This is a genomic window from Tardiphaga sp. 285_C5_N1_2, assembly GCF_052076065.1.
In the GTDB taxonomy this organism is placed as follows: Bacteria; Pseudomonadota; Alphaproteobacteria; order Rhizobiales; family Xanthobacteraceae; genus Tardiphaga; species Tardiphaga robiniae.
In genome coordinates this window covers 2,235,254-2,254,667 of sequence record NZ_CP197241.1, presented here as the reverse complement: position 1 = coordinate 2,254,667, position 19,414 = coordinate 2,235,254, and the positions used below count along the sequence as shown (strand labels likewise).

Annotated in this window: 17 protein-coding genes and 3 pseudogenes; 8 read left to right on the top strand and 12 right to left on the bottom strand. The window is 62.9% G+C overall.

Annotated elements, in window-relative coordinates; genetic code table 11:
- Window positions 1-10 precede the first annotated feature (10 nt).
- From AB7951_RS10760 to AB7951_RS10750, 3 genes are all read right to left on the bottom strand, one after another.
- On the bottom strand, window positions 11-355 hold the full coding sequence (locus AB7951_RS10760; protein WP_089263881.1) for a Lin0512 family protein: 345 nt from the start codon (window positions 353-355) through the stop codon (window positions 11-13).
- A 91-nt stretch (window positions 356-446) separates the two neighbouring features.
- On the bottom strand, window positions 447-1,604 hold the full coding sequence (locus tag AB7951_RS10755; protein WP_158596848.1) for a substrate-binding protein: 1,158 nt from the start codon (window positions 1,602-1,604) through the stop codon (window positions 447-449).
- 873 nt (window positions 1,605-2,477) lie between these two features.
- Window positions 2,478-3,731, bottom strand: a complete 1,254-nt coding sequence (locus AB7951_RS10750) for a serine hydrolase domain-containing protein (protein ID WP_120292212.1) — start codon at window positions 3,729-3,731, stop codon at window positions 2,478-2,480.
- 363 nt (window positions 3,732-4,094) lie between these two features.
- On the opposite strand from AB7951_RS10750, the gene AB7951_RS10745 reads away from it, so the two are divergent.
- From AB7951_RS10745 to AB7951_RS10735, 3 genes and pseudogenes are all read left to right on the top strand, one after another.
- A complete protein-coding gene (locus AB7951_RS10745; protein ID WP_120292210.1) occupies window positions 4,095-4,745 on the top strand; it encodes a glutathione S-transferase family protein in 651 nt (216 codons plus the stop codon).
- Window positions 4,746-4,815: 70 nt separating this feature from the next.
- Window positions 4,816-5,058: pseudogene (locus AB7951_RS10740) on the top strand (type II toxin-antitoxin system Phd/YefM family antitoxin).
- Window positions 5,058-5,483, top strand: a complete 426-nt coding sequence (locus AB7951_RS10735) for a type II toxin-antitoxin system VapC family toxin (RefSeq protein WP_199712117.1) — start codon at window positions 5,058-5,060, stop codon at window positions 5,481-5,483. The pseudogene AB7951_RS10740 and the gene AB7951_RS10735 overlap by 1 nt, the downstream one beginning before the upstream one ends.
- Window positions 5,484-5,568: 85 nt before the next feature.
- On the opposite strand, the gene AB7951_RS10730 is transcribed toward AB7951_RS10735, so the two are convergent.
- The 4 genes and pseudogenes from AB7951_RS10730 to AB7951_RS10715 all read right to left on the bottom strand — a co-directional run bounded on the left by AB7951_RS10730 (window position 5,569) and on the right by AB7951_RS10715 (window position 10,430).
- Window positions 5,569-6,222: an alpha/beta fold hydrolase gene (locus tag AB7951_RS10730; protein WP_120292205.1), complete on the bottom strand. Its 654-nt coding sequence runs from the start codon at window positions 6,220-6,222 to the stop codon at window positions 5,569-5,571.
- Between the two features lie 73 nt (window positions 6,223-6,295).
- A pseudogene (locus AB7951_RS10725) lies at window positions 6,296-6,358 on the bottom strand (GMP synthase (glutamine-hydrolyzing)); the annotation flags it as partial.
- A 76-nt stretch (window positions 6,359-6,434) separates the two neighbouring features.
- Window positions 6,435-9,221 (bottom strand): bifunctional aconitate hydratase 2/2-methylisocitrate dehydratase, encoded by a 2,787-nt coding sequence (locus AB7951_RS10720; RefSeq protein ID WP_120292529.1) that lies wholly within the window; start codon window positions 9,219-9,221, stop codon window positions 6,435-6,437.
- Between the two features lie 312 nt (window positions 9,222-9,533).
- Window positions 9,534-10,430 carry a LysR family transcriptional regulator gene (locus AB7951_RS10715; protein WP_441255773.1) on the bottom strand — a complete coding sequence of 299 codons (897 nt, stop codon included), beginning with the start codon at window positions 10,428-10,430 and terminating at the stop codon, window positions 9,534-9,536.
- 260 nt (window positions 10,431-10,690) lie between these two features.
- Between AB7951_RS10715 and AB7951_RS10710 the strand changes: the two genes are divergently transcribed.
- From AB7951_RS10710 to AB7951_RS10700, 3 genes and pseudogenes are all read left to right on the top strand, one after another.
- The gene (locus AB7951_RS10710; protein ID WP_120292201.1) at window positions 10,691-11,425 is read left to right on the top strand and encodes an SDR family oxidoreductase; all 735 of its coding nucleotides are present in this window, start codon (window positions 10,691-10,693) and stop codon (window positions 11,423-11,425) included.
- Between the two features lie 108 nt (window positions 11,426-11,533).
- Window positions 11,534-12,133 (top strand): NAD(P)-binding domain-containing protein, encoded by a 600-nt coding sequence (locus tag AB7951_RS10705; RefSeq protein ID WP_199712116.1) that lies wholly within the window; start codon window positions 11,534-11,536, stop codon window positions 12,131-12,133.
- Window positions 12,134-12,241: 108 nt separating this feature from the next.
- Window positions 12,242-12,442: pseudogene (locus tag AB7951_RS10700) on the top strand (PIN domain-containing protein); the annotation flags it as partial.
- Window positions 12,443-12,543: 101 nt separating this feature from the next.
- Here the strand turns inward: AB7951_RS10700 and rpiB are convergent.
- The 4 genes from rpiB to AB7951_RS10680 all read right to left on the bottom strand — a co-directional run bounded on the left by rpiB (window position 12,544) and on the right by AB7951_RS10680 (window position 16,534).
- Complete coding sequence (rpiB, locus tag AB7951_RS10695) at window positions 12,544-12,993, bottom strand: ribose 5-phosphate isomerase B (protein WP_120292197.1); 450 nt, start codon at window positions 12,991-12,993, stop codon at window positions 12,544-12,546.
- Window positions 12,994-13,055: 62 nt separating this feature from the next.
- Window positions 13,056-14,663, bottom strand: coding sequence for a glutamine-hydrolyzing GMP synthase (gene guaA, locus AB7951_RS10690; protein ID WP_120292195.1), 1,608 nt, complete (start codon window positions 14,661-14,663; stop codon window positions 13,056-13,058).
- Window positions 14,664-14,835: 172 nt separating this feature from the next.
- A complete protein-coding gene (locus tag AB7951_RS10685) occupies window positions 14,836-16,143 on the bottom strand; it encodes an RsmB/NOP family class I SAM-dependent RNA methyltransferase (protein WP_120292193.1) in 1,308 nt (435 codons plus the stop codon).
- Window positions 16,144-16,183: 40 nt separating this feature from the next.
- Window positions 16,184-16,534, bottom strand: coding sequence for a hypothetical protein (locus AB7951_RS10680; protein ID WP_120292191.1), 351 nt, complete (start codon window positions 16,532-16,534; stop codon window positions 16,184-16,186).
- A 211-nt stretch (window positions 16,535-16,745) separates the two neighbouring features.
- Between AB7951_RS10680 and AB7951_RS10675 the strand changes: the two genes are divergently transcribed.
- Both AB7951_RS10675 and AB7951_RS10670 read left to right on the top strand, forming a co-directional pair.
- Window positions 16,746-17,399 (top strand): acriflavin resistance protein, encoded by a 654-nt coding sequence (locus AB7951_RS10675; RefSeq protein WP_439066565.1) that lies wholly within the window; start codon window positions 16,746-16,748, stop codon window positions 17,397-17,399.
- Window positions 17,400-17,469: 70 nt separating this feature from the next.
- Window positions 17,470-18,321 (top strand): metallophosphoesterase family protein, encoded by an 852-nt coding sequence (locus AB7951_RS10670; RefSeq protein WP_439061694.1) that lies wholly within the window; start codon window positions 17,470-17,472, stop codon window positions 18,319-18,321.
- Between the two features lie 24 nt (window positions 18,322-18,345).
- On the opposite strand, the gene AB7951_RS10665 is transcribed toward AB7951_RS10670, so the two are convergent.
- Window positions 18,346-19,368: an NADP-dependent oxidoreductase gene (locus AB7951_RS10665; protein WP_120292187.1), complete on the bottom strand. Its 1,023-nt coding sequence runs from the start codon at window positions 19,366-19,368 to the stop codon at window positions 18,346-18,348.
- Window positions 19,369-19,414: the final 46 nt, after the last annotated feature.

Here is a 19,414-nt window from a genome sequence, read left to right as displayed (position 1 = left end):
GGCGGCCGATCTACTTGCCGTCGTCGAGGCTCACGATCACCGCCGCATTGGCAATGAGAATGCCGTCGCCGCCGCTCTCGGCCGGGATGTCGAGGCCACCTTTGACCGCGGTCACGGTCACGGTGCCGTAAGGCAATTCCTTCGCGACCGCCGCCGTGTCGACGTCGTCCGGATTCGGCACCGCGACGGTCACATCGACGAACATGTCATGCGGCGTCTTGCCGACCATCCGGAAGAAGCCAACGCTGGAATGGCGGATTGCATCGGAGACCGCGCGCTTCGCAGCCTTGGTGGCATCGCGGCCGTGGACGTCGACGCCCATGCCCATCTCGGTGATACAGCGCACACGTGCCATTCATTGTCCTCTTCGCTCATCCAGAATTGTGTCGATGCCGAGTTAAGCAATCTCGCGCGACTTACACCAGCCGTCTGCTCGCCAGTTGCGATCAGCGACCAGCCAATGTGCAACCCGGCTGCGGCGAAATTCTGCCGAGCGCACGGACGGTGACCAATTCACTGCCCTGCGTCCTGGCGATGAACATGCTCATGGTCGCATAGTGGTTTGCATCGATGGTGACCGGCCCAGTCGGCGACGGGATGGTAAGCCCACCGAGTGCATCGACGATGGCCTCCTTGTCGACACGACCCGCCTTCTCGATCGCAGCCTTGAGCGCGATCAGCGTGTTGTAGTGCGTCATCACATAGTTCGACACCAGCACGTCATTTCCGGTTGCAGCGCGCACCCTGGCGACGAAGGCCTTCATCTCCGGCGCATCGCTGGTCGCCAGCGACGGCACCACGGTGATCATGTTCTGGCCCTTCCCCTTGAAGATGCCGAGATCGATCTCGGACAGTCCCAGGAACGCAACCGTCGTGTCCTTGAACAATCCCTGATCGTCGGCCTGCCGGATGAAATCGATGCCGTCACCCTTCAGCGCGAACAGCAGCACCTTTGGTTTGGCCGCCGCCACCTGCTTGATCAGCGGCGTGAAGTCCGTCTCGGTCCCCTGCGTATATTGCGTGCCGACGATTTTGCCGCCGAGCTTCTCGATCAGCGGCTTGGCAATATCGAACATCTGGTGCGGCCAGACGCGATCGGCGCCGAGCAGGAAGTAGGTGTTGCCGACAGCCTCGTTCACATAGGGCAGCAACTGGCCGAGATCCTGGTTCGGCACCGTGCTGAACGAGAAGATGTAGCGGCTGCATGTGCCGCCTTCGAAATTGGTGGCGTAGAGCAGCGGCGTCTTCGTGCTCTCGGCAAGCGGCCTGATCGCATTGAAGTTGGCCGAGGTGACAGGGCCGATAACCGCCACGACGCCGCTGTCGATCACCGACCGCATCGCGCTTTCGGCGGAGGCCGGCCGGGTCTTGTCATCGACATAGATGACCTCGAGCGGCCTGCCGAGAATGCCGCCCGCCGCGTTGATCTCCCTGGCAGCGAGATCGAGCCCGAGTTTTGCTTGCTCACCATAAAGTTCGACACCGCCGGAAAACGGCAGCACCGCGCCGACACGGATGGGATCCGCCGCCAGCGCTGCGGAGCCAAGCGCCAAAGGCCCCAGCAGGGATGCGAGCGTCATGACTCGTGCGACAAGTAATTTCATGCGCGATCCCCTCTGCCATGAGCTGCGCTGTCGGCGCATCTGGACTCGCGGTCATGATTGCCCCGGAAAGATCGCAGCGCGCAAGAGGCGATCAAGACTCTGCCTGCTCAGGGCAACGCGGTCGACCTGGGCACGGGTACAGCAGGCGCGGGAGCGTCAGTGACTGGCGCGACAGGCAGCGGGGTTTCAGATACGTCCGTTACGGGAGCGGCAGCCACGGGCGCAACACTATCAGGGACAATCGACACAGGTGCTCCAGCAACGGGAGCCGGCGTGATTGCCACTGGCGCGCCTGCTGCAGGAGCGTCCCGAGCCACAGGGACAGGAGCAACCACCGGAGGGACTGCGGCATCGATCATCGGCTTGCAGAGCATCACGGCCGCAGCCGCTGAGGTCAATGCTGCCAGACTCTGGAGCTCCGGCGCTTGTCGGGGGTCCCCGGCCACTGCGGCTGCTTCGTCGCGAAGCCTGGCGTTGCAGTCGCAGTTAGGAATGCCGCTCGCCGGTGTGCAGGCATCGTGATTCATGCAGGCGAGATCGAGGGCATCGATGGGCGGTTTGCCCGGCCGATTGCCGGCACCGCAGTAATTGCCATGAATCAGCGTCGCGCCGTCAGTGGCGACAGCCGGATTGCTGCGGGCGGCCCGGGCGCCAGACGCCCGCTCCTGCGCATACAGAGGCGCCGTTGCTACGCCGGTGCATGACATCAACAGCGCCGCACACCAGCAGCGCAGCCACGGAGCGATGGACAAGGGTTTTATCATTCTGGAGGGGTCCGCCTGGCGCCGACGGAAGATGTCGGCCGCCAAGCATACGCCCAACCTGCCCCAAGGTTCCCGACCGGGTTCCCTCGAGTTCCACGAACCCTGATGGTCAGCCCGCCATCAGTTCCTTCGCCAGCGCCATATAGGCCGGCAGCGTCACCGGATCGTTAGCGGCATTGCCAGCGACCGGATGCGACGCGTAGCGCGCGATCACCATCTCGGCCTTCGGATCGATATAGAGCCCCTGCCCGTAGACGCCGCGCGCCATATACGCGCCGTGTTCATTATGGGTCACCCACCACTGGTTGCGATAGGACGCGCCAGGCAGCGTGGTGTAGCCGGCCGGCTTGAACTTGGCGGGATCGGCGCCGCGTTCGATGTCCTCGACCACTGCGCTAGGCACGATCTGGCGGCCATTGAAGCGCCCGTGATTGCGCATCACCTCGCCGAAGCGCGCGAGATCGCGCAGCGTCGTCGACAGCCCGCCGCCACCGCTCTCGGTGCCGATGCGGTCGACGTGATAATGCGCGTCCTCCTCCGCCCCCATCGGCGCCCAGATGCGTTCCGACAACAGATCGGACAGCGTCATGCCGCTGGCACGGCGGATGATCCAGGCCAGTACGTCGGTGTTGACGGTCTTGTAGGCGAAGGCCTTGCCATGCTCGCCCTGCTTCTGCTGCGTGCAGAGAAAGGCGAAGATGTCGCTCGCGCCTTCGTAATCCGGAGGGATCGGCGCCATGCCATTGGCGCGCCGCAGTCCCCACACATCGGAATTCTTGTCGGTATAGACCTCGGTGTATTTGAGCCCCGTGGTCATATCCATGACCTCATGCACATCAGAATCGCCGAAGGCGCTCGCCTTCAGCTCCGGCACATAGTCGGTGACCGGCGCCTGCGGATCGATCTTGCCTTCGCCCACCAGAATGCCGGCCAGCGTGCCGGTAAACGACTTGGTCACCGACATGGCGATATGCGGCTTGTGCGGCTTCAGCGCGCCGGCATAGCGCTCGTAAATCAACTTGCCCTTGTGCAGCACGGCGATGCCGTCGGCATAAGTCTCGTCGAACATGCGCGCGAAGGTCATCGGCCGGCCGTCCATGGTGGTCGACGCGATTCCGCCGATATCGCGCTCCGCGCGCGGCAGCACCGAAGCGCCGCCTGCGCCGCGCCAGACATTCACCGTTGGCACGAGCTGGCGGACATTGCTCCAGGCCCAGCGCAGTTCGGGAAAGTTGCGGAACGAGCCGTCGTGGAAGGTGATGAGCCTGTCTTGCGGCGGCGGAAAGCCTTGCATGAAGCCGAGCGTGTTCGGATCGGTCTCGGCGGCGGTAGGGGCTTGGCTCGGTGCAGGCGCGTCAGACATGAAGGGGCTCCGGGAGGATGATGAGCCAGTCGTAACATCGCGGAGAATGACGCACATCCCGCGTTTGAGCGGGGGTGCATTGATCAGTCGCATGTCGTCTGGCGACTGCCGCAGGCGACCGTCCTTCACTCGAACAGCCACCTCATCTTGATCATTCTGAATCGAGCGTGTGACGCTCCGTAATTTCATCTCTAAGTTAGCAGCTCGCTCAATGCTCTCGGTTTCGAAGAATATCCGTGGTCCGGCGGGGTCCGATGACAAGTTCGGCCCGCGAAATTCCGCGGCCAAAAATCGAAATCGGTTGTCGGGAGAGGCGCTGCTCGTTCGTCCTAAGGATGCGAAACACCCAGGTGGAGAGAAACAATGCCCACGATTAGCGCCTTTGAACGGTCTCCCGATCGCGGAAGGGGATTGGCGCGTGACATGAGCGTTCGCTGGGCGCTCGAAGAGGTGGGCCAGCCTTACGACGTCCGTCTACTGTCGTTCGCTAAGATGAAAGAACCCGCACATCGCAGGCTTCATCCCTTCGGACAGATCCCGACCTACGAAGACGGCGACCTCATGCTGTTCGAGTCGGGGGCGATCGTCTTCCATATCGCCGAGCGCCATCCGGGCCTGCTGCCAGACGATGCGAATGCCAGGGCGCGCGCGATCGCCTGGATGTTCGCCGCGCTCAGCACCGTGGAGCCGCCGATCGTGGAACGCGGAGCCGCCACGCTCACGGAGCGCGACAAGACGTGGTACGCGACGCGCCTGCCGATTCTCGACGATCGCGTCCGCGCCCGACTGGGAGACCTGTCCACCCGCCTTGGCGACGCCGACTGGCTCGACGGCAGGTTCAGCGCGGGTGATCTGCTGATGGTGACGGTGCTGCGCAGATTGAACGGGTCGGGACTACTGGAGGACTATCCGAACCTCTGCGCCTACATCGCCCGCGGCGAAGCACGGCCCGCCTACAAGCGCGCCTTCGCCGATCAACTGGCGGTCTTCACCGGCAAGCCACCGACCGGCTAACAAAAGTCCGCTCTGGGGTCACTGGAACTCTCCAGAGCTATATGACCATGTAGATGGTCAGGAGCGGCATATGAACGCGATCAATCTGGCAGATTGCAAAGACCCATTTGAGCGAACTTGTCGATCGGGTCGAGGCGGGAGATTCGATCGCATCACCCGGCGCGGAAAGCCGGTCGCGCGGCTCACGGCCGTGGCCAGGCCGCGCAAGCCGATTGACGCGGCCCAGCTCCAGTCCCTGACAGCGAGCATGCCGTTGCAGACACAGGCCGCCGCCGATCTGGTGCGATCGATGCGGGACAGCGACCGCTCCTGATGCTCTATCTGGACACGTCGCTGATTGTCGCCACGCTTTCGAACGCGGCGATGACGTCATACGTCCAGGATTGGCTTGCCGAACAGGATCCCGCGCAGCTTCTGATCAGCGACTGGACCATCACCGAGATGTCCTCAACCTTGGCAATGAAGCTGCGAACCTTGCAGATCCATCCGAAACAGCGCGCGGCTGCGCTGGCCATGTTCAGCAGACTGGTCGTCGAGAGTTTTACGGTGTTGCCGGTGACTGGCAGACACTTCAGAACGGCCGCAAAGTTCGTCGATCAACACACGCTCGGACTCCGCGCCGGCGAGGCGCTGCATCTTGCCCTCGCCGCGGAGCATGGCGCTACGGTGCAGACGCTGGATCAGCGCTTGGCCGACGCCGGGCCGGTGCTGGGTGTACCGACGAAATTGCTGGCGTGAGACGTAGGGCGCAATAGCGAAGCGTATTGCGCCACCCATCTGCAATGCGGCGGAATATGCTTCGCTATTCTGCGCCACTTGCTGATCAGACGTGAGCCAGCAATATATCGGCCAGCGCCTCGGGCTTGTGCCGCGCGATATTGTGCCCGCAATCAAAGGCAAAGGTCGACCACTCCGGATCGTCACTCAAGCGTTTGTGCAGATCATGAAATGGGCTTCCTTCCCATCCAAATGCACCGACGAAGGTCTTGCGCGGCACGTCATGCCAACGTCCGCGGAGCTTGATCGATTGGAGAAACGTCCCGATTGGTTGCGGCCGGCATCGCGGATCGAGATTGGGAGGCGGCGTGCAAGTGAGGCCATCAGCCTCAGCCCCCGCGACAAAGAGATCACGAAAGCGAGGCGTCGTCAGTGACCATACGGAATCGCCTGTATCAGGTACATAGGCGTCCACATAGACTAGCGCCCGGATTTGCGATGGCTCAGTATCAGCGGCGCCACTCACGATCATTCCACCGTAGGACTGGCCAACAATGACCAGGTCATCGTGTTGCGCCCCTGCGGTAGCGACGACTTCACCAATGTGAGTATCAAGATTAGCCGTTGGGGCAGGAGCATCGCCCAGCCCTGCAAGAGTCATCGGTACGGCTTTGTGACCGTGCGCTGTGAGAATCTCGGCGACCTGTTGGTAGATCCAGCCACCCTGCCAGCCCCCGGGGATGAGAATAAAGGTGGCCATATTGTTCACTCCTGGCTCTGAGCTTGAAGCGCCGACAGTCCGATCGACTACAATCAGACGACGGCGCTCAACATCACTCCCACTCGATCGTCCCGGACGGCCTGCTCGTCATGTCATACACCACGCGATTGATGCCGCTCGCGTACCAGCCCTGCGGCGCGGCAGGCCTTCACCTGCCGCGCCAATTTTTGAACAACTATCGCTGTCCGCCCTTAGTAATGGACGGAGGCGCCCATCGCACCGACCTTCGGCGGTGCGAACTTGGTCAGGTCGATGCCTTCGACGGCGGCCTTGTATTCCTCGGCGCTCGGCGTGCGACCGAGGATCGCCGACAGCACTACGACCGGGGTCGAGGCCAGCAGCGATTCACCCTTCTTCTCGGCGGTGTCTTCCACGACGCGGCCCTGGAACAGGCGGGTTGAGGTCGCCAGAACGGTATCGCCCTTCTCCGCCTTTTCCTGATTGCCCATGCACAGGTTGCAGCCCGGGCGCTCGAGATACAGGATGTTCTCGTAGGCGGTACGGTTCGCGGTCTTCGGCTTCACATCGTCGAATTCGAAGCCGGAATACTTCTGCAGGATTTCCCAATCCCCTTCGGCCTTCAGCTCGTCGATGATGTTGTAGGTTGGGGCGGCGACGACCAGCGGCGCGTTGAACGCGACCTTGCCTTCGGCCTTCTCGATGTTCTTGAGCATCTGGGCGACGATCTTCATGTCGCCCTTGTGCACCATGCACGAGCCCACGAAGCCGAGGTCCACCTTCTTGGTGCCGCCGTAATAAGAAATCGGACGGATCGTGTCGTGGGTGTAGCGCCTGGACACATCGGCGTTGTTGACGTCGGGATCAGCGATCATCGGCTCGTCGATGATATCGAGATCGACGACGACTTCGGCGAAGTATTTCGCATTGGCGTCCGGCGTCAGCGCGGGCTTCTCGCCCGAACGGATTTCGCCGATGCGCGCATCGGCCTTGGCGATCAGGCCCTTCAGCGTGCCCGCGGCATTGTCCATGCCCTTGTCGATCATGATCTGGATCCGCGACTTGGCGATCTCCAGCGACTCGATCAGCGTGTCGTCCTGCGAAATGCAGATCGACGCCTTGGCCTTCATCTCGGCCGTCCAGTCGGTGAAGGTGAAGGCCTGGTCGGCCAGCAGCGTGCCGAGATGGACCTCGATGATCCGGCCCTGGAAAACATTGTCGCCGCATTGCTTGAGCATCTGCGCCTGGGTCGCATGCACCACGTCGCGGAAGTCCATATGCGGCTGCATCGCGCCCTTGAACGTCACCTTGACCGATTGGGGGATCGGCATCGTCGCCTCGCCCGTCGCCAGCGCCAGCGCCACGGTGCCGGAATCGGCACCGAAGGCCACGCCCTTGGACATGCGGGTGTGGCTGTCGCCGCCGATGATGATCGCCCAGTCATCCACGGTGATGTCGTTCAGCACCTTGTGGATGACATCGGTCATCGCATGATAGCTGCCCTTGGGATCGCGCGCAGTGATCACGCCGAAATTGTTCATGAAGCTCATCAGCTTCGGAATGTTGACCTGCGCCTTCTTGTCCCACACCGATGCCGTGTGGCAGCCCGACTGATAGGCGCCGTCGACGATCGGCGAGATGACGGTGGCCGCCATCGCTTCCAGCTCCTGCGCGGTCATCAGGCCGGTGGTGTCCTGCGAGCCGACGATGTTGACCTTGACGCGCACGTCCGAGCCCGCATGCAGCACCTTGCCGCCGAGCACGCCCACGGCGTTGCGGTTGAAGATCTTCTCGACCGCGGTCAGGCCCTGGCCTTCGACCGAAATCTCCTTGTTCGGCGCGAAAACCGGGGTCGGCTCGACGCCCAGGGTTTCCGCTGCAAAGGTCTGGAGCTTCTTGCCGAACACGATGGCATAGGAGCTGCCGGCCTTCATGAACTCCATCTTCTGCGGCGTGAAGGCGGCAGCGACGTCGACCAGTTCCTTACCATTTTCGTCACGCAGCTTCTTGCCCTTGGCATCGAGCGTCAGGACGGTACCGGTATCGACCGCAAATTTCTGCTCGAGGACCGGGTTGCCGTCGTTGTTGAGAATCGGCTTGCCGTCCGCGTCGAGTTTCTTGACCCAGTTCTTGAGATTGACACCGACGCCGCCGGTGACGTCGACGGTGGTCGCGAAGATCGGCGAGATGCCGTTGGTGCCCGCAACGATCGGCGCGAAGTTGACGAAGGGCACATAGGGGCTGGCCTGTTTGCCGGTCCACAGCGCCACGTTGTTGACGCCGGACATGCGGGAGGAGCCCACGCCCATCGTGCCCTTCTCGGCGATCATCATCACGCGCTTGTCGGGATGCTGCTTCTGCAGCGCCACGATTTCCTGCTGCGCCTGCGGTGTCATCATGCACTGGCCGTGCAGCTCCCGGTCCGAACGCGAATGTGCCTGGTTACCGGGCGACAGCAGGTCGGTCGAGATATCGCCTTCGGCGGCGACGTAGGTCACGACCTTGATCTCGTCCGCGACGTCCGGAAGCTTGGTGAAGAACTCGGCCTTGGCATAGCTTTCGAGCACGCCCTTGGCGACCGCATTGCCCGCCTTGAAGGCATCGCGCAGCCGGAACATGTCGGCGTCGTAGAGGAAGAACTGGGTCTTCAGAACTTCACCGGCCTGCTTCGCAAGCCCGGTATTACTGCCGAGCGTGACGTCGAGCAGCACGCCGATCGAGGGGCCGCCCTTCATATGCGACAGCAGTTCCAGCGCGAAGGTCGGCGTGATTTCCGGGACGATCGCCTCACCGAGGATAATCTCCTTCAGGAACGCGGCCTTGACGCCTGCGGCGCTCGTGGTGCCCGGCAGGGTGTTGTAGATGAAGAATTTCAGGGCGTCGGCGCGGTATTCGCTGCCGGTGTCCTTGATCAGGGCGATGATTTCGCCGGTGAGCGCGCCATCGTCGATCGGTTTGGGAGCGAGGCCTTGAGCTTTTCTGCTTTCGATTTCAGCGAGGTAATCTGAATAGAGGCTCATCGTCATCCCAACGTCATGAGGTGGTTGACGCTGGAAACGCAGCGCCACCAACCGTTATTGTTAAAACCGGTCTAAAGGCGAATTCGGCTTCGAGTACGTCAATCGCGACCGACTGACAAGATACTGCATTGCAGTAAAAATAGCCCTTTAAATTCAGCGTTCAACGGTCAAAACATGACGGCAGGCATGCTTGCCGGGCTGAAATGCTGGTTCTCACCCGACCTGTCGCAAGGAAACTCTCCGAAGACACGTCCGAAAGGTCGGTCTGACCCGCCACCGTCAGCAAATTGGTGGTCGGCGACCCGCCGCGCATCAGTCGCGCGATACGGACAGCCCCGCGAGCAGCGGCGCGTAGGCGGCGAGCCTTCCGGATACAAACTCAGTAAAGAGCCGCACGCGCTTCGTCTTGCGTGTTTCCCCCTGCGTGAGAAGCCAGAGCGTCCCATGCATGGGCAGGTCGGTGCCCGGCACCCTCACCAATAGAGCGTCAGCATCTCCGACGAAGCACGGCAGTTTTGTCATCCCGATCCCTTGCCGTACAGCAACGATCTGGGCCTCGGCGTCCGGGGTCCTGAACGGAACTCCCGTGGTGTGAACCTCTCCGTCGCGCGCCCAGGCCGGGAGTCCATGATTGTCTATGACGATCCACCGCATGGGATCAGGCGTGCCCGCACGCCACGCGGCCAGTCGATCGCGAGACATGTAGACACCGCTGAACAGCCCCGGTCCCTTCAGGCCGTGAAGATTGAGCGGCAGAGTCTTGCGGTCGGCAACAATGCGGATCGCCACGTCGGCCTCTCGGTTGGTCAGATTTGCCACCTCGCCGGTCGACATGATTTCCATCTCGATGTCCGGATGCAGACGCGCGAAATCGGCGAGATCCGGCATGAGCAGGTGTGTCGCGAGGAACGGTGGAAGCGTCACCCGCAAAAGCCCGCGCGCGCTCTGGTCGCGACCGAAGATGCGCGTCTCCAGCAAATGCGACGACGCTTCCATCTGGTCCGCGAACTCGAGAACCTCCTCGCCCGCAGTCGTCAGGCGGTAGCCCGAAGGCAGCTTTTCGAACATTTGCACCCCGAGGCGTGCCTCGAGCTGGGCGATGCGTCGCAACACGGTCGCGTGGTTCACCCCGAGGCGCTCGGCGGCAGCCCGCACCGAGCCTCCGCGCGCGACGGCAAGAAAGTAGCGAACGTCATCCCAGTCGATCATGGTGCAATCTCGCACCGTGCGGCGCGCCTTCCAAGCCCGTATCCAAACATGGTGCAACAATACGGGCTGTCATCATAGCCTATGGCGACGAGCGCGGTCCAATTCCGACCGGCGGACACCGATCGCCGCGGCTAGCGTTAGTCGTCCATCCGGATCGATTTCGCACCACGGATGTGCGCGCTTCCGCACTCAACGCCTGACGCCGGCAGACCCATCTCCAGGTTCTCGGGGACAGTCCCGACACCACGACAGGAGAAGTTATGGGAAAGCTAGACGGTAAGGTTGCAGTCATCACGGGTGGATCGAGCGGCATGGCGCTGGCGAGCGCCAAGCTGTTCGTCGAAGAAGGCGCCTATGTGTTCATCACGGGCCGGAGGCAGGAGACGCTCGATGAGGCCGTCAAGCTGATTGGCCGGAATGTGACCGGCGTACGCGGCGACGCGGCCAATCTCGACGACCTCGACCGCCTGTTCGATACGGTCAAGCGGGAAAAGGGCAGGATCGACGTCCTGTACGCGAGCGCCGGCACGGGCGAAGCCGTGCCATTGGGCGAGATCACCGAGCAGCATTTCGATGCGACCTTCGGCCTGAATACGCGCGGCACGCTGTTCACCGTGCAGAAGGCGTTGCCGCTGTTCAACGATGGCGGATCGATCTTCATGACCGGGTCGGTCGCGTCGCTGAAAGGTTTTCCCGGTTACAGCGTGTATGCGGCGAGCAAGGCGACGCTGCACGCATTCGCACGCGGATGGCTCAACGAACTCAAGAGCAGGAATATCCGGGTGAACGTGCTGCACCCGGGACCGATCGCCACACCGATGCAGGACCAGGTTCTCACCCCGGAGGCGAAGCAGATGTTCGAATCCCTGATCCCGCGCGGAACGATGGGTCGCCCTGAGGAAATTGCGGCGGTCGCACTGTTTCTTGCGTCAGACGATTCAAGCTTCGTGAATGGGCTGGAGTTGTCTGTCGACGGCGGCTTCTCGGCGATCTGAAATCGCACCTCGTTCACCGCAGGACCTCTACGCGGGCGCCACCGCGGACCGAATAACCCGGCGCCCTCGAAGGCCGTGAATCAATATCAAAACAAATCGGAGAAGATGATGAGCTACGCAATTATAGGATTCGGCAAGATTGGCCAGGCCCTCGCCCACGCCTTCGCCCGCAAAAACATCGACGTGACCGTCGCGAGCAGCCGGCCGCCCGAGGCATTGGCGCCACAGGCCCGGGCGATCGGACCCACGGTCGTCGCCAGGTCGCTGCGGGATGCGCTCGAGGCCGACACCATCATCCTGGCGGTCCCTTTCGGCGAGCATCGCGAGGTTGCGAAGATCCTGCCGAGCTGGGACGGCAAGACGGTCATCGACGCGATGAACCTGTTTCCGGGCCCCGACGAGCCGGACGGTCTCCCGGGCTCCGCCGTCGTCGCGAAGGCATTCACCGGCGCCAGGTTCGTGAAAGGCTTCAATCACCTGGGCGCAGCCACTCTGGCTACCGATCCGATCGTCGCGGGCGGGCATCGGGTCGTCTTTCTGTCTGCTGACGACGAGGACGCGATCGCTCCCGTGGCGGCCCTGGCCAAGCAACTCGGCTTCGCACCCGTCAAGCTGGGAAAGCTCAACGAAGGTGGCGCGCTGGTGCACGCACGCGGCCGCACGTGGGGCCAGCTGATCTTCCAGGATTTGTTCAAGAAGGAGCAGTAATCGATCTACGACCGTGAGAATCGGTCGACCGCTGTCGATGGCCGAGGATGCGCCCTAGTGTCCCCGGCTATCCGGTGCTGCTCTATGATCAAAAGACGTATCGTCGACAGTTTTACCGTGTCGCCTCTGACTGGCTCACACTTCCGGACGGCAGCAAAATTTGTCGATCAACACACGCTCGGGCTCCGTGCCGGCGACGCGCTGCATCTTGCGATCTCTTCGGAGCATGGTGCCACGGTGCAGACGCTGGATCAGCGATTGGCCGAAGCCGAGCCGGTGCTGGGCGTGATGACGAAGTTGCTGGCGTGACGGCAGCGCGCCCTGCCCCACCAATCATTCAAAACTGATAGCGGCGGATTCGGCGGAATACGCTTCGCTATTCGCTCCCGAAGAAGAAGCAAGGAGCGGCACTACCCCTCCAGCGCCCCAATCATCTCCACCCGCGTCGCATGCCGGCCGCCCTCGAACTGAGCGGTCAGGAACGCATCCACGATATCGAGCGCCAGCCCTTCGCCCACCACGCGCGCGCCAATCGACAGCATGTTGGCATCGTTGTGCTGGCGGATCATGCGGGCTGAGAATGTGTCGGCGCAAACGCCGCAACGGATGCCCTTTACCTTGTTCGCCGCCATCATGATGCCCTGGCCGGTGCCGCACAGGATGATGCCCAACCGGCAATCGCCGGAGGCGACGAGCCGCGCCGCCGCTTCGCCGTGCTTAGGATAGTGTGTGCTCTCCGGCGTCGTCGGTCCGATGTCGACCACCACCCAGCCATGCGCCGCGATATGAGCGGCAACGGCCTGTCGGAGCTGAATGGCGGCGTGGTCGCTGGAGAGGACGATGCGGTTGCTGCCTGTCATGGAGAAGTCGTCTCGTTTCCCGAAGCAATTTGGCGGCTTGGGCGAGTTGGATCAACTCCCCCTCACTCCCACTCGATCGTCCCCGGCGGCTTGCTCGTGATGTCATACACCACACGATTCACGCCCTTCACCTCGTTGATGATGCGCGTTGCCGTCTCGCCGAGGAACTTCATGTCGAACGCATAGAAGTCGGCAGTCATGCCGTCGGTGGAGGTCACGGCGCGCAGGCCGACGACGTATTCGTAAGTACGGCCGTCGCCCATCACACCGACGGTCTTCACCGGCAGCAGCACGGCGAAGGCCTGCCAGATGGTGTCGTAGAGATCCGCCTTGCGGATCTGGTCGATATAGACGGCATCGGCCTCGCGCAGGATGTCCAGCTTCTCACGCGTGATCTCGCCGGGGCAGCGGATGGCGAGGCCCGGGCCCGGGAACGGATGGCGGCCGACGAAGATGTCCGGCAGGCCGAGTTCGCGGCCGAGATCGCGGACTTCGTCCTTGAACAGCTCGCGCAGCGGCTCGACCAGCTTCATGTTCATGCGCGCCGGAAGCCCGCCGACATTGTGATGCGACTTGATGGTGACTGAAGGTCCGCCGGTGAAGGAGACGCTCTCGATCACGTCGGGATATAGCGTGCCCTGCGCGAGGAAATCCGCGCCGCCGATCTTCTTGGCCTCGGCATCGAACACGTCGATGAACAGGCGGCCGATGGTCTTGCGCTTCACTTCGGGATCGGTGACGCCTTCGAGCTCGCCCAAGAAAGTCTTCGACGCATCCACATGCACCAGCGGAATGTTGTAGTGGTGCCGGAACAGATCGACGACAGTCTTGGCCTCGTCCTTGCGCAGCATGCCGTGATCGACGAACACGCAAGTGAGCTGGTCGCCGATCGCTTCATGGATCAGCACAGCCGCAACGGCAGAGTCAACGCCGCCTGACAGGCCGCAGATCACCTTGCCCTTGCCAACCTGGGCGCGGATCTTCTCGATGGCTTCCTCACGGAACGCGCGCATGGTCCAGTCGCCGGTGAAGCCGGCGATGTTGCGCACGAAGTTGCGGATCAGTTTCGCGCCGTCGGGCGTATGCGCCACTTCCGGATGAAACTGCATCGCATAGAATTTTCTGGTGTCGTCGGCGATGATCGAGATCGGCGAGCCAGGCGCTTTCGCCACAGCGCGAAAACCGTCGGGCATCTTGGTGACGCGGTCGCCATGGCTCATCCAGACGTCGTATTTGCCACCCACTTCCCACACACCGTCAAACAACGCGCAGGTGTCGGTAATCTCGATCGCGGCGCGGCCGAATTCGCGATGGTGCCCAGCCTCGACGGTACCGCCGAGCTGCTGCGCCATGGTCTGTTCGCCGTAGCAGATACCCAGCACCGGCACGCCGGCGGTGAGGATCAACAGCGGCGCCGACGGCGCATTGTCGTCGAGCACCGAGGCCGGGCCGCCGGACAGGATCACGGCTTTCGGCTTCATTTCGGCGAAGGCAGCCTCCGCCTTGTTGAACGGCACGATTTCGGAATAGACGCCCTCCTCGCGGACGCGCCGCGCAATCAGCTGCGTCACCTGAGAGCCGAAATCGACGATCAGAATCTTGTCATGCGCCGAGGCCACATGGGGTGACGGATCGGCGGGCGAAGATGAGGTTTTGCTGGGGGCTGTCATAGCGAGGAATTACGCGACTCATGGCGGGGTCGCAAGGCTGAAAAGGCTGTCATGGCAGCCCTGCACCGGCCTATCCCCGTCATTGCGAGGAGCCCTTGCGACGAAGCAATCCAGTCTTCGCTTGTGGCCTTCTGGATTGCTTCGCTGCGCTCGCAATGACGGCGGAGGGGTCTCAGCCTACCGGCTGGCGCTTCATCACCGACACGAAAAACCCGTCCGTTCCCGTCTTCCGCGGGGTCATCATCAGGCCTTCCGGGCTCTGATAGGTCGCGGCGGCGAAATCCTCGGCTTTGTCCCACAGCACCGACATCACCTGCGCCGGCGGGACCACCGAAAACTCCGGCTGGCGGGCGGTAAAGGCGCGGATCTGGTCGCGGTTTTCCTGGGGAAGCACCGAACAGGTCACATAGGCGATCCGGCCACCCGGCTTCACCAGCGCCACCGCGCGGTCGAGGACCTCGGCCTGGTCCTTGATCCGGACCTCGAGGGCGCCCGGCCGCATCCGCCATTTGGCGTCGGGATTGCGGCGCCAGGTACCCGTGCCGGTGCAGGGCGCATCGATCAGCACGAGGTCCGCGGAGTTGTGGATGTCGCTAAGCGTATCATCCGGGCCCTTCGGGGTGCGGATATCGGCATTGTGGATGCCGGCGCGCGACAGGCGCTCGTGGATCGGCGCCAGCTGGCGCTTGTCGGCATCGGTAGCGATCAGCCGGCCCTTACCCTGCATCATCGCCGCCAGCGCCAGCGTCTTGCCGCCGGCTCCGGCGCAGAGATCGATGACCTGTTCGCCGGGCTTGGCGCCGGACAGCAATGCTGCGAGCTGCGAGCCCTCGTCCTGCACCTCGATGCCGCCCTTGATGAAATCCTCCTCGGCATGGATGCCGGGATTGCGCGCGTCGGCGCCGAGATCGATCCGCAGCCCCAGCGGTGACCACGGCGTCTCGGTGGCCCCGAGATGGCGCAGCGAGCCCAGCACCTTGTCGCGCTTGGCCTTCAGCGTGTTGACGCGCAGGTCCAGCGGCGCGCGGCTGGCCATGGCGGTGGCTTCGGCCACGCGATCGTCGCCAAATACATCGGCCAGCTGGCCATCGAGCCATTCCGGATAGTCGCCGGCGATATGCGCCGGTGCATCCGCCACTGTGCGCGACGCCAGCGCCGAGCGCTCCGCGTCAGACAGCGGCTCCGGCGCAAAACCGCTGCCGTCACAGAGCGCGGCAATCGTATCGACATCCATCCTGCGCTCGGCCTTGAGCATGCCGAGCAGCCGCGCCCGCGACGTGTCGTCGTCCATGATCCAGGCGCTGGAGGCGCGCCGCCGCAGCACGTCCCAGACCAGCCCGGAAATTCCGGCCCGGTCGCCGGAGCCGGCGAAGCGGTGCGCGGTGCCCCATTCCTTCAGCGCCTTGGCGGCGGGGACACGCTGGGTGTCGATGGCCTCGATCACTTCGATCGCGGCGGAGAGGCGGGCGGCGGGAGTCATGGCAATCTTTCAACGGAGAGAGGCGCGACGCCGCTCCCGATCAGATCAGGAGAAGCATCCGTAGCGCGAAGTAGAACCACATCGCCAACAACACAAGCGCGCTGGCGAGCCAGGCCTGCGATCCCCGGCTATTGGCAATGAACCCAGCGCCCACGAAGCGGGCGATGACGAAGATCCAGGACAGGCAGAGCAGCACCAGATCGATCTTGCGTAGCGGCAGGCCGATGGCGATCAGCGCGTAGAACAGCAGATCGAGCTGCGGAGCGGTATTCGGCAGGTCGCTGGTATCCTTGCGGCTCAGCAGGCCGCCGCGCCGGCCGGTCCAGAAGAACATGCCCAGCGTAATCGCCACCAGCACGAAGACCGGCAACAAAACCCATTGAATCGACATTGAAATTTCCTCAGCCCGGGGATTTCAGAGCCGCGCGGCACCCCGCTCGCGCTACAGACCCGCCCCCTTGGAACATGACGATTAACCGGCCCAAGAGTTCCATATCGGTTCCATGCAGGTTCCGTTTCGGTTCCATTGAACCGGCTGGGCGGCCCTCGACACCCATTTGCAGGCGCTGCCCGGCGGCGCGCCAGCCTCAAGAGTTCTGCCCGTGAGCACTGCCATGGCTTATCTCGATGCCCTCTTTGCGATGCTGACGCCCGGCGATCCGGACAGCTGGGCCGGCCTCACGATGTCGGCGCTGGCCGGTGCCGCCGCGGCGCTCGCGGTGGCCATCCTGCTGAATCTCTATTTCCGAGCCCGGTATCGCTCGGTCCATGACGTGGTCCACCACGGCGTCGCGGCGCTGGCCGTGCTGGGCCTGCTGGTCTTCGCCGCCACCGACATGCGCCACACGGCACTGGGCTATCTCGGCATCAATCCGACCAGGCCCGCTGTCGAATTCGAAATCCGCCTGCCCGACGCGGTCGCGGCGAAGATCATCGCGGAAGCCACGCAGATCGAATTGCATACCGACCGCAACCAGGCCCTCGCCGCCATCAGCGAAGGCCCGACTTTCACGAACAAGGGCGAGAGCATTCTCAGGGGTACGGTGCCGCTGAAATTTCGCACCGCGCAGCGTGTGATGATCGTGAATGTGCCCGGCGAAGCACCGCTGATCTTCAAACTGCGTCTGGCCGCAAGCCCGAGCCACTCCACCGAATTCAGCCCGTGGCATCTGGTCGATCAAGTGAGCGCCTCAGCCCGTGCAGGCAAGACGGCCCGCGCCAACGACGGCTATGCGATCAGATATCGCGTGATCTAACCTTTCGGTCGCCCGAGCCATCTGACTGACATCCGAGATGGCTACACTCCCCGCCAGAGGAGTTCCAGCCATGTCCGAATTCCGCCTGATCCAGATCACCGATACGCATCTTAGCGCGGGCTTTCCGCAATTCGTCGCAAATTTCCAGCGCGTCTGCGCGTTCATCGACGCGGCAAAGCCTGACCTCGTCATCAATAGTGGCGACCTTGCCTTCGATGGCCCGGGCCATCCCGATGACCTCGCCTTCGCCAGGTCACAGCATGACGCCCTTCCCGTCGCCTGCCGCTATCTGCCGGGCAATCACGACATCGGCGACAACCCGACTCTGGTCGCCCCGCCGCCAAGCCAGCTGATTTCCGAGCAGAACCGGCAGGCATTCGTGTCGGTCTTTGGACACGACCACTGGCGCTTCAACGCGGCTGGCTGGTGTTTCATCGGTCTGAACTCGTTGATCATGAATAGCGGGCTCGCCTGCGAAGAGGAGCAGTTCGACTGGCTCGCCTCGCAACTGGCGGGCCTGAACGGACGACCGCTGGCGCTGTTCATCCACAAACCGCTATTTCTGAATGCCCCGGACGATCCGGAACTGGCCGCGACGTCGATCCGCTATGTCCCGATGCCGGCGCGCCGTCGTCTCATCGATCTGCTTGACCGCGTCGATCTGCGGCTCGTCGCCTGTGGTCATGTGCACCAGCGGCGCGACTACATATGGCGCGGCGTCAGGCACATCTGGGCGCCTTCAAGTAGTTTCATCATTGGTCCGGAGGACAGGCAGGAGACGATCGGCGTCAAGGAAGTCGGGCTCGTCGAATACAGTTTCCAGCCCGGCGGCTTTGAAGTTCGCCACCGCCGCGCGCCGGGCCAGACTGACATCGATCTGTTCACCGTCATCAATGCGGACGGCACAGCGCGCACGCAGTGATGACAGCCTGAAGGCGTATTCGCCTTACGCTTTGTCGGCGCCGACACGCACCAGCTGCTTGCCGAAATTCGCGCCCTTCAGCAGCCCCATGAACGCCGTCGGCGCGTTGTCGAGACCTTCGGTGACGTGTTCCTTGTACTTCACCTTGCCCTCGCGCACCCATTGCGACATGTCACGCAGGAAGTCGCCATGCATCGAGGCGAAGTCGCGCACGATGAAGCCGCGAATGTTGAGACGCTTGGTGAGGACATTGCGCATCATCGCGCCGGCCCATTTCGGTGCTTCCGACGTCGTGTCGTTATATTGCGCGATCAGCCCGCATACCGGAATGCGTGCGAAGAAATTCAGCAGCGGAAACACCGCCTCGAACACAGCGCCGCCGACATTTTCGAAATACACGTCGATGCCGCCCGGGCATGCAGCCTTCAGCTTCGCCGGAAAATCCGGATCGCGATGATCGAGGCATTCGTCGAAGCCGAGCTCCTCCTTCACATAACGGCACTTGTCAGCACCGCCCGCGATGCCGATGGCACGTGCGCCCTTGATCTTCGCAATCTGGCCGACCGCAGAGCCGACCGCGCCGGAGGCTGCGGCAACGACCACTGTCTCGCCGGCCTGCGGATTTCCAATGGCAAGCAGGCCCGTATAGGCGGTCATGCCCGGCATGCCGAGAATGCCGACGGCCGTCGAGATCGGTGCCAGCTTCGGATCGAGTTTGCGCAGGCCTTTGCCGTCGGAGATCGCATGGGTCTGCCAGCCGGCATGGGCGAGCACGATATCGCCCTTGGCAAAACCCGGATTGTTCGAGGCGATCACCTCGCACACCGTGCCGCCTTCCATCACGCCATCCACCGGCACCGGCGCGGCATAGGACGGGCCGTCATTCATGCGGCCGCGCATATAGGGATCGAGCGACAGCCAGATCGTGCGCAGCAGCACTTCGCCTGCGCCTGGCGTCGGCACCGCATAATCCTCGAGGCGGAAATTCGATGGGCCGGGCTCACCGTGCGGGCGCGATGCGAGAACGACGCGTTTGGCTGCTGACATGGGACTTCTCCGTTTCTATTTCTTGATCGCAAAAAAATGCGGCGCG

What these genes read in the sequence shown, in the direction of transcription:
- AB7951_RS10760 (WP_089263881.1), bottom strand. Translation starts at nt 355, where the DNA reads ATGGCACGTGTGCGCTGTATCACCGAGATGGGCATGGGCGTCGACGTC.
- AB7951_RS10755 (WP_158596848.1), bottom strand. Translation starts at nt 1,604, where the DNA reads ATGAAATTACTTGTCGCACGAGTCATGACGCTCGCATCCCTGCTGGGG.
- AB7951_RS10750 (WP_120292212.1), bottom strand. Translation starts at nt 3,731, where the DNA reads ATGTCTGACGCGCCTGCACCGAGCCAAGCCCCTACCGCCGCCGAGACC.
- AB7951_RS10745 (WP_120292210.1), top strand. Translation starts at nt 4,095, where the DNA reads ATGCCCACGATTAGCGCCTTTGAACGGTCTCCCGATCGCGGAAGGGGA.
- AB7951_RS10735 (WP_199712117.1), top strand. Translation starts at nt 5,058, where the DNA reads ATGCTCTATCTGGACACGTCGCTGATTGTCGCCACGCTTTCGAACGCG.
- AB7951_RS10730 (WP_120292205.1), bottom strand. Translation starts at nt 6,222, where the DNA reads ATGGCCACCTTTATTCTCATCCCCGGGGGCTGGCAGGGTGGCTGGATC.
- AB7951_RS10720 (WP_120292529.1), bottom strand. Translation starts at nt 9,221, where the DNA reads ATGAGCCTCTATTCAGATTACCTCGCTGAAATCGAAAGCAGAAAAGCT.
- AB7951_RS10715 (WP_441255773.1), bottom strand. Translation starts at nt 10,430, where the DNA reads ATGATCGACTGGGATGACGTTCGCTACTTTCTTGCCGTCGCGCGCGGA.
- AB7951_RS10710 (WP_120292201.1), top strand. Translation starts at nt 10,691, where the DNA reads ATGGGAAAGCTAGACGGTAAGGTTGCAGTCATCACGGGTGGATCGAGC.
- AB7951_RS10705 (WP_199712116.1), top strand. Translation starts at nt 11,534, where the DNA reads ATGAGCTACGCAATTATAGGATTCGGCAAGATTGGCCAGGCCCTCGCC.
- rpiB (WP_120292197.1), bottom strand. Translation starts at nt 12,993, where the DNA reads ATGACAGGCAGCAACCGCATCGTCCTCTCCAGCGACCACGCCGCCATT.
- guaA (WP_120292195.1), bottom strand. Translation starts at nt 14,663, where the DNA reads ATGACAGCCCCCAGCAAAACCTCATCTTCGCCCGCCGATCCGTCACCC.
- AB7951_RS10685 (WP_120292193.1), bottom strand. Translation starts at nt 16,143, where the DNA reads ATGACTCCCGCCGCCCGCCTCTCCGCCGCGATCGAAGTGATCGAGGCC.
- AB7951_RS10680 (WP_120292191.1), bottom strand. Translation starts at nt 16,534, where the DNA reads ATGTCGATTCAATGGGTTTTGTTGCCGGTCTTCGTGCTGGTGGCGATT.
- AB7951_RS10670 (WP_439061694.1), top strand. Translation starts at nt 17,470, where the DNA reads ATGTCCGAATTCCGCCTGATCCAGATCACCGATACGCATCTTAGCGCG.
- AB7951_RS10665 (WP_120292187.1), bottom strand. Translation starts at nt 19,368, where the DNA reads ATGTCAGCAGCCAAACGCGTCGTTCTCGCATCGCGCCCGCACGGTGAG.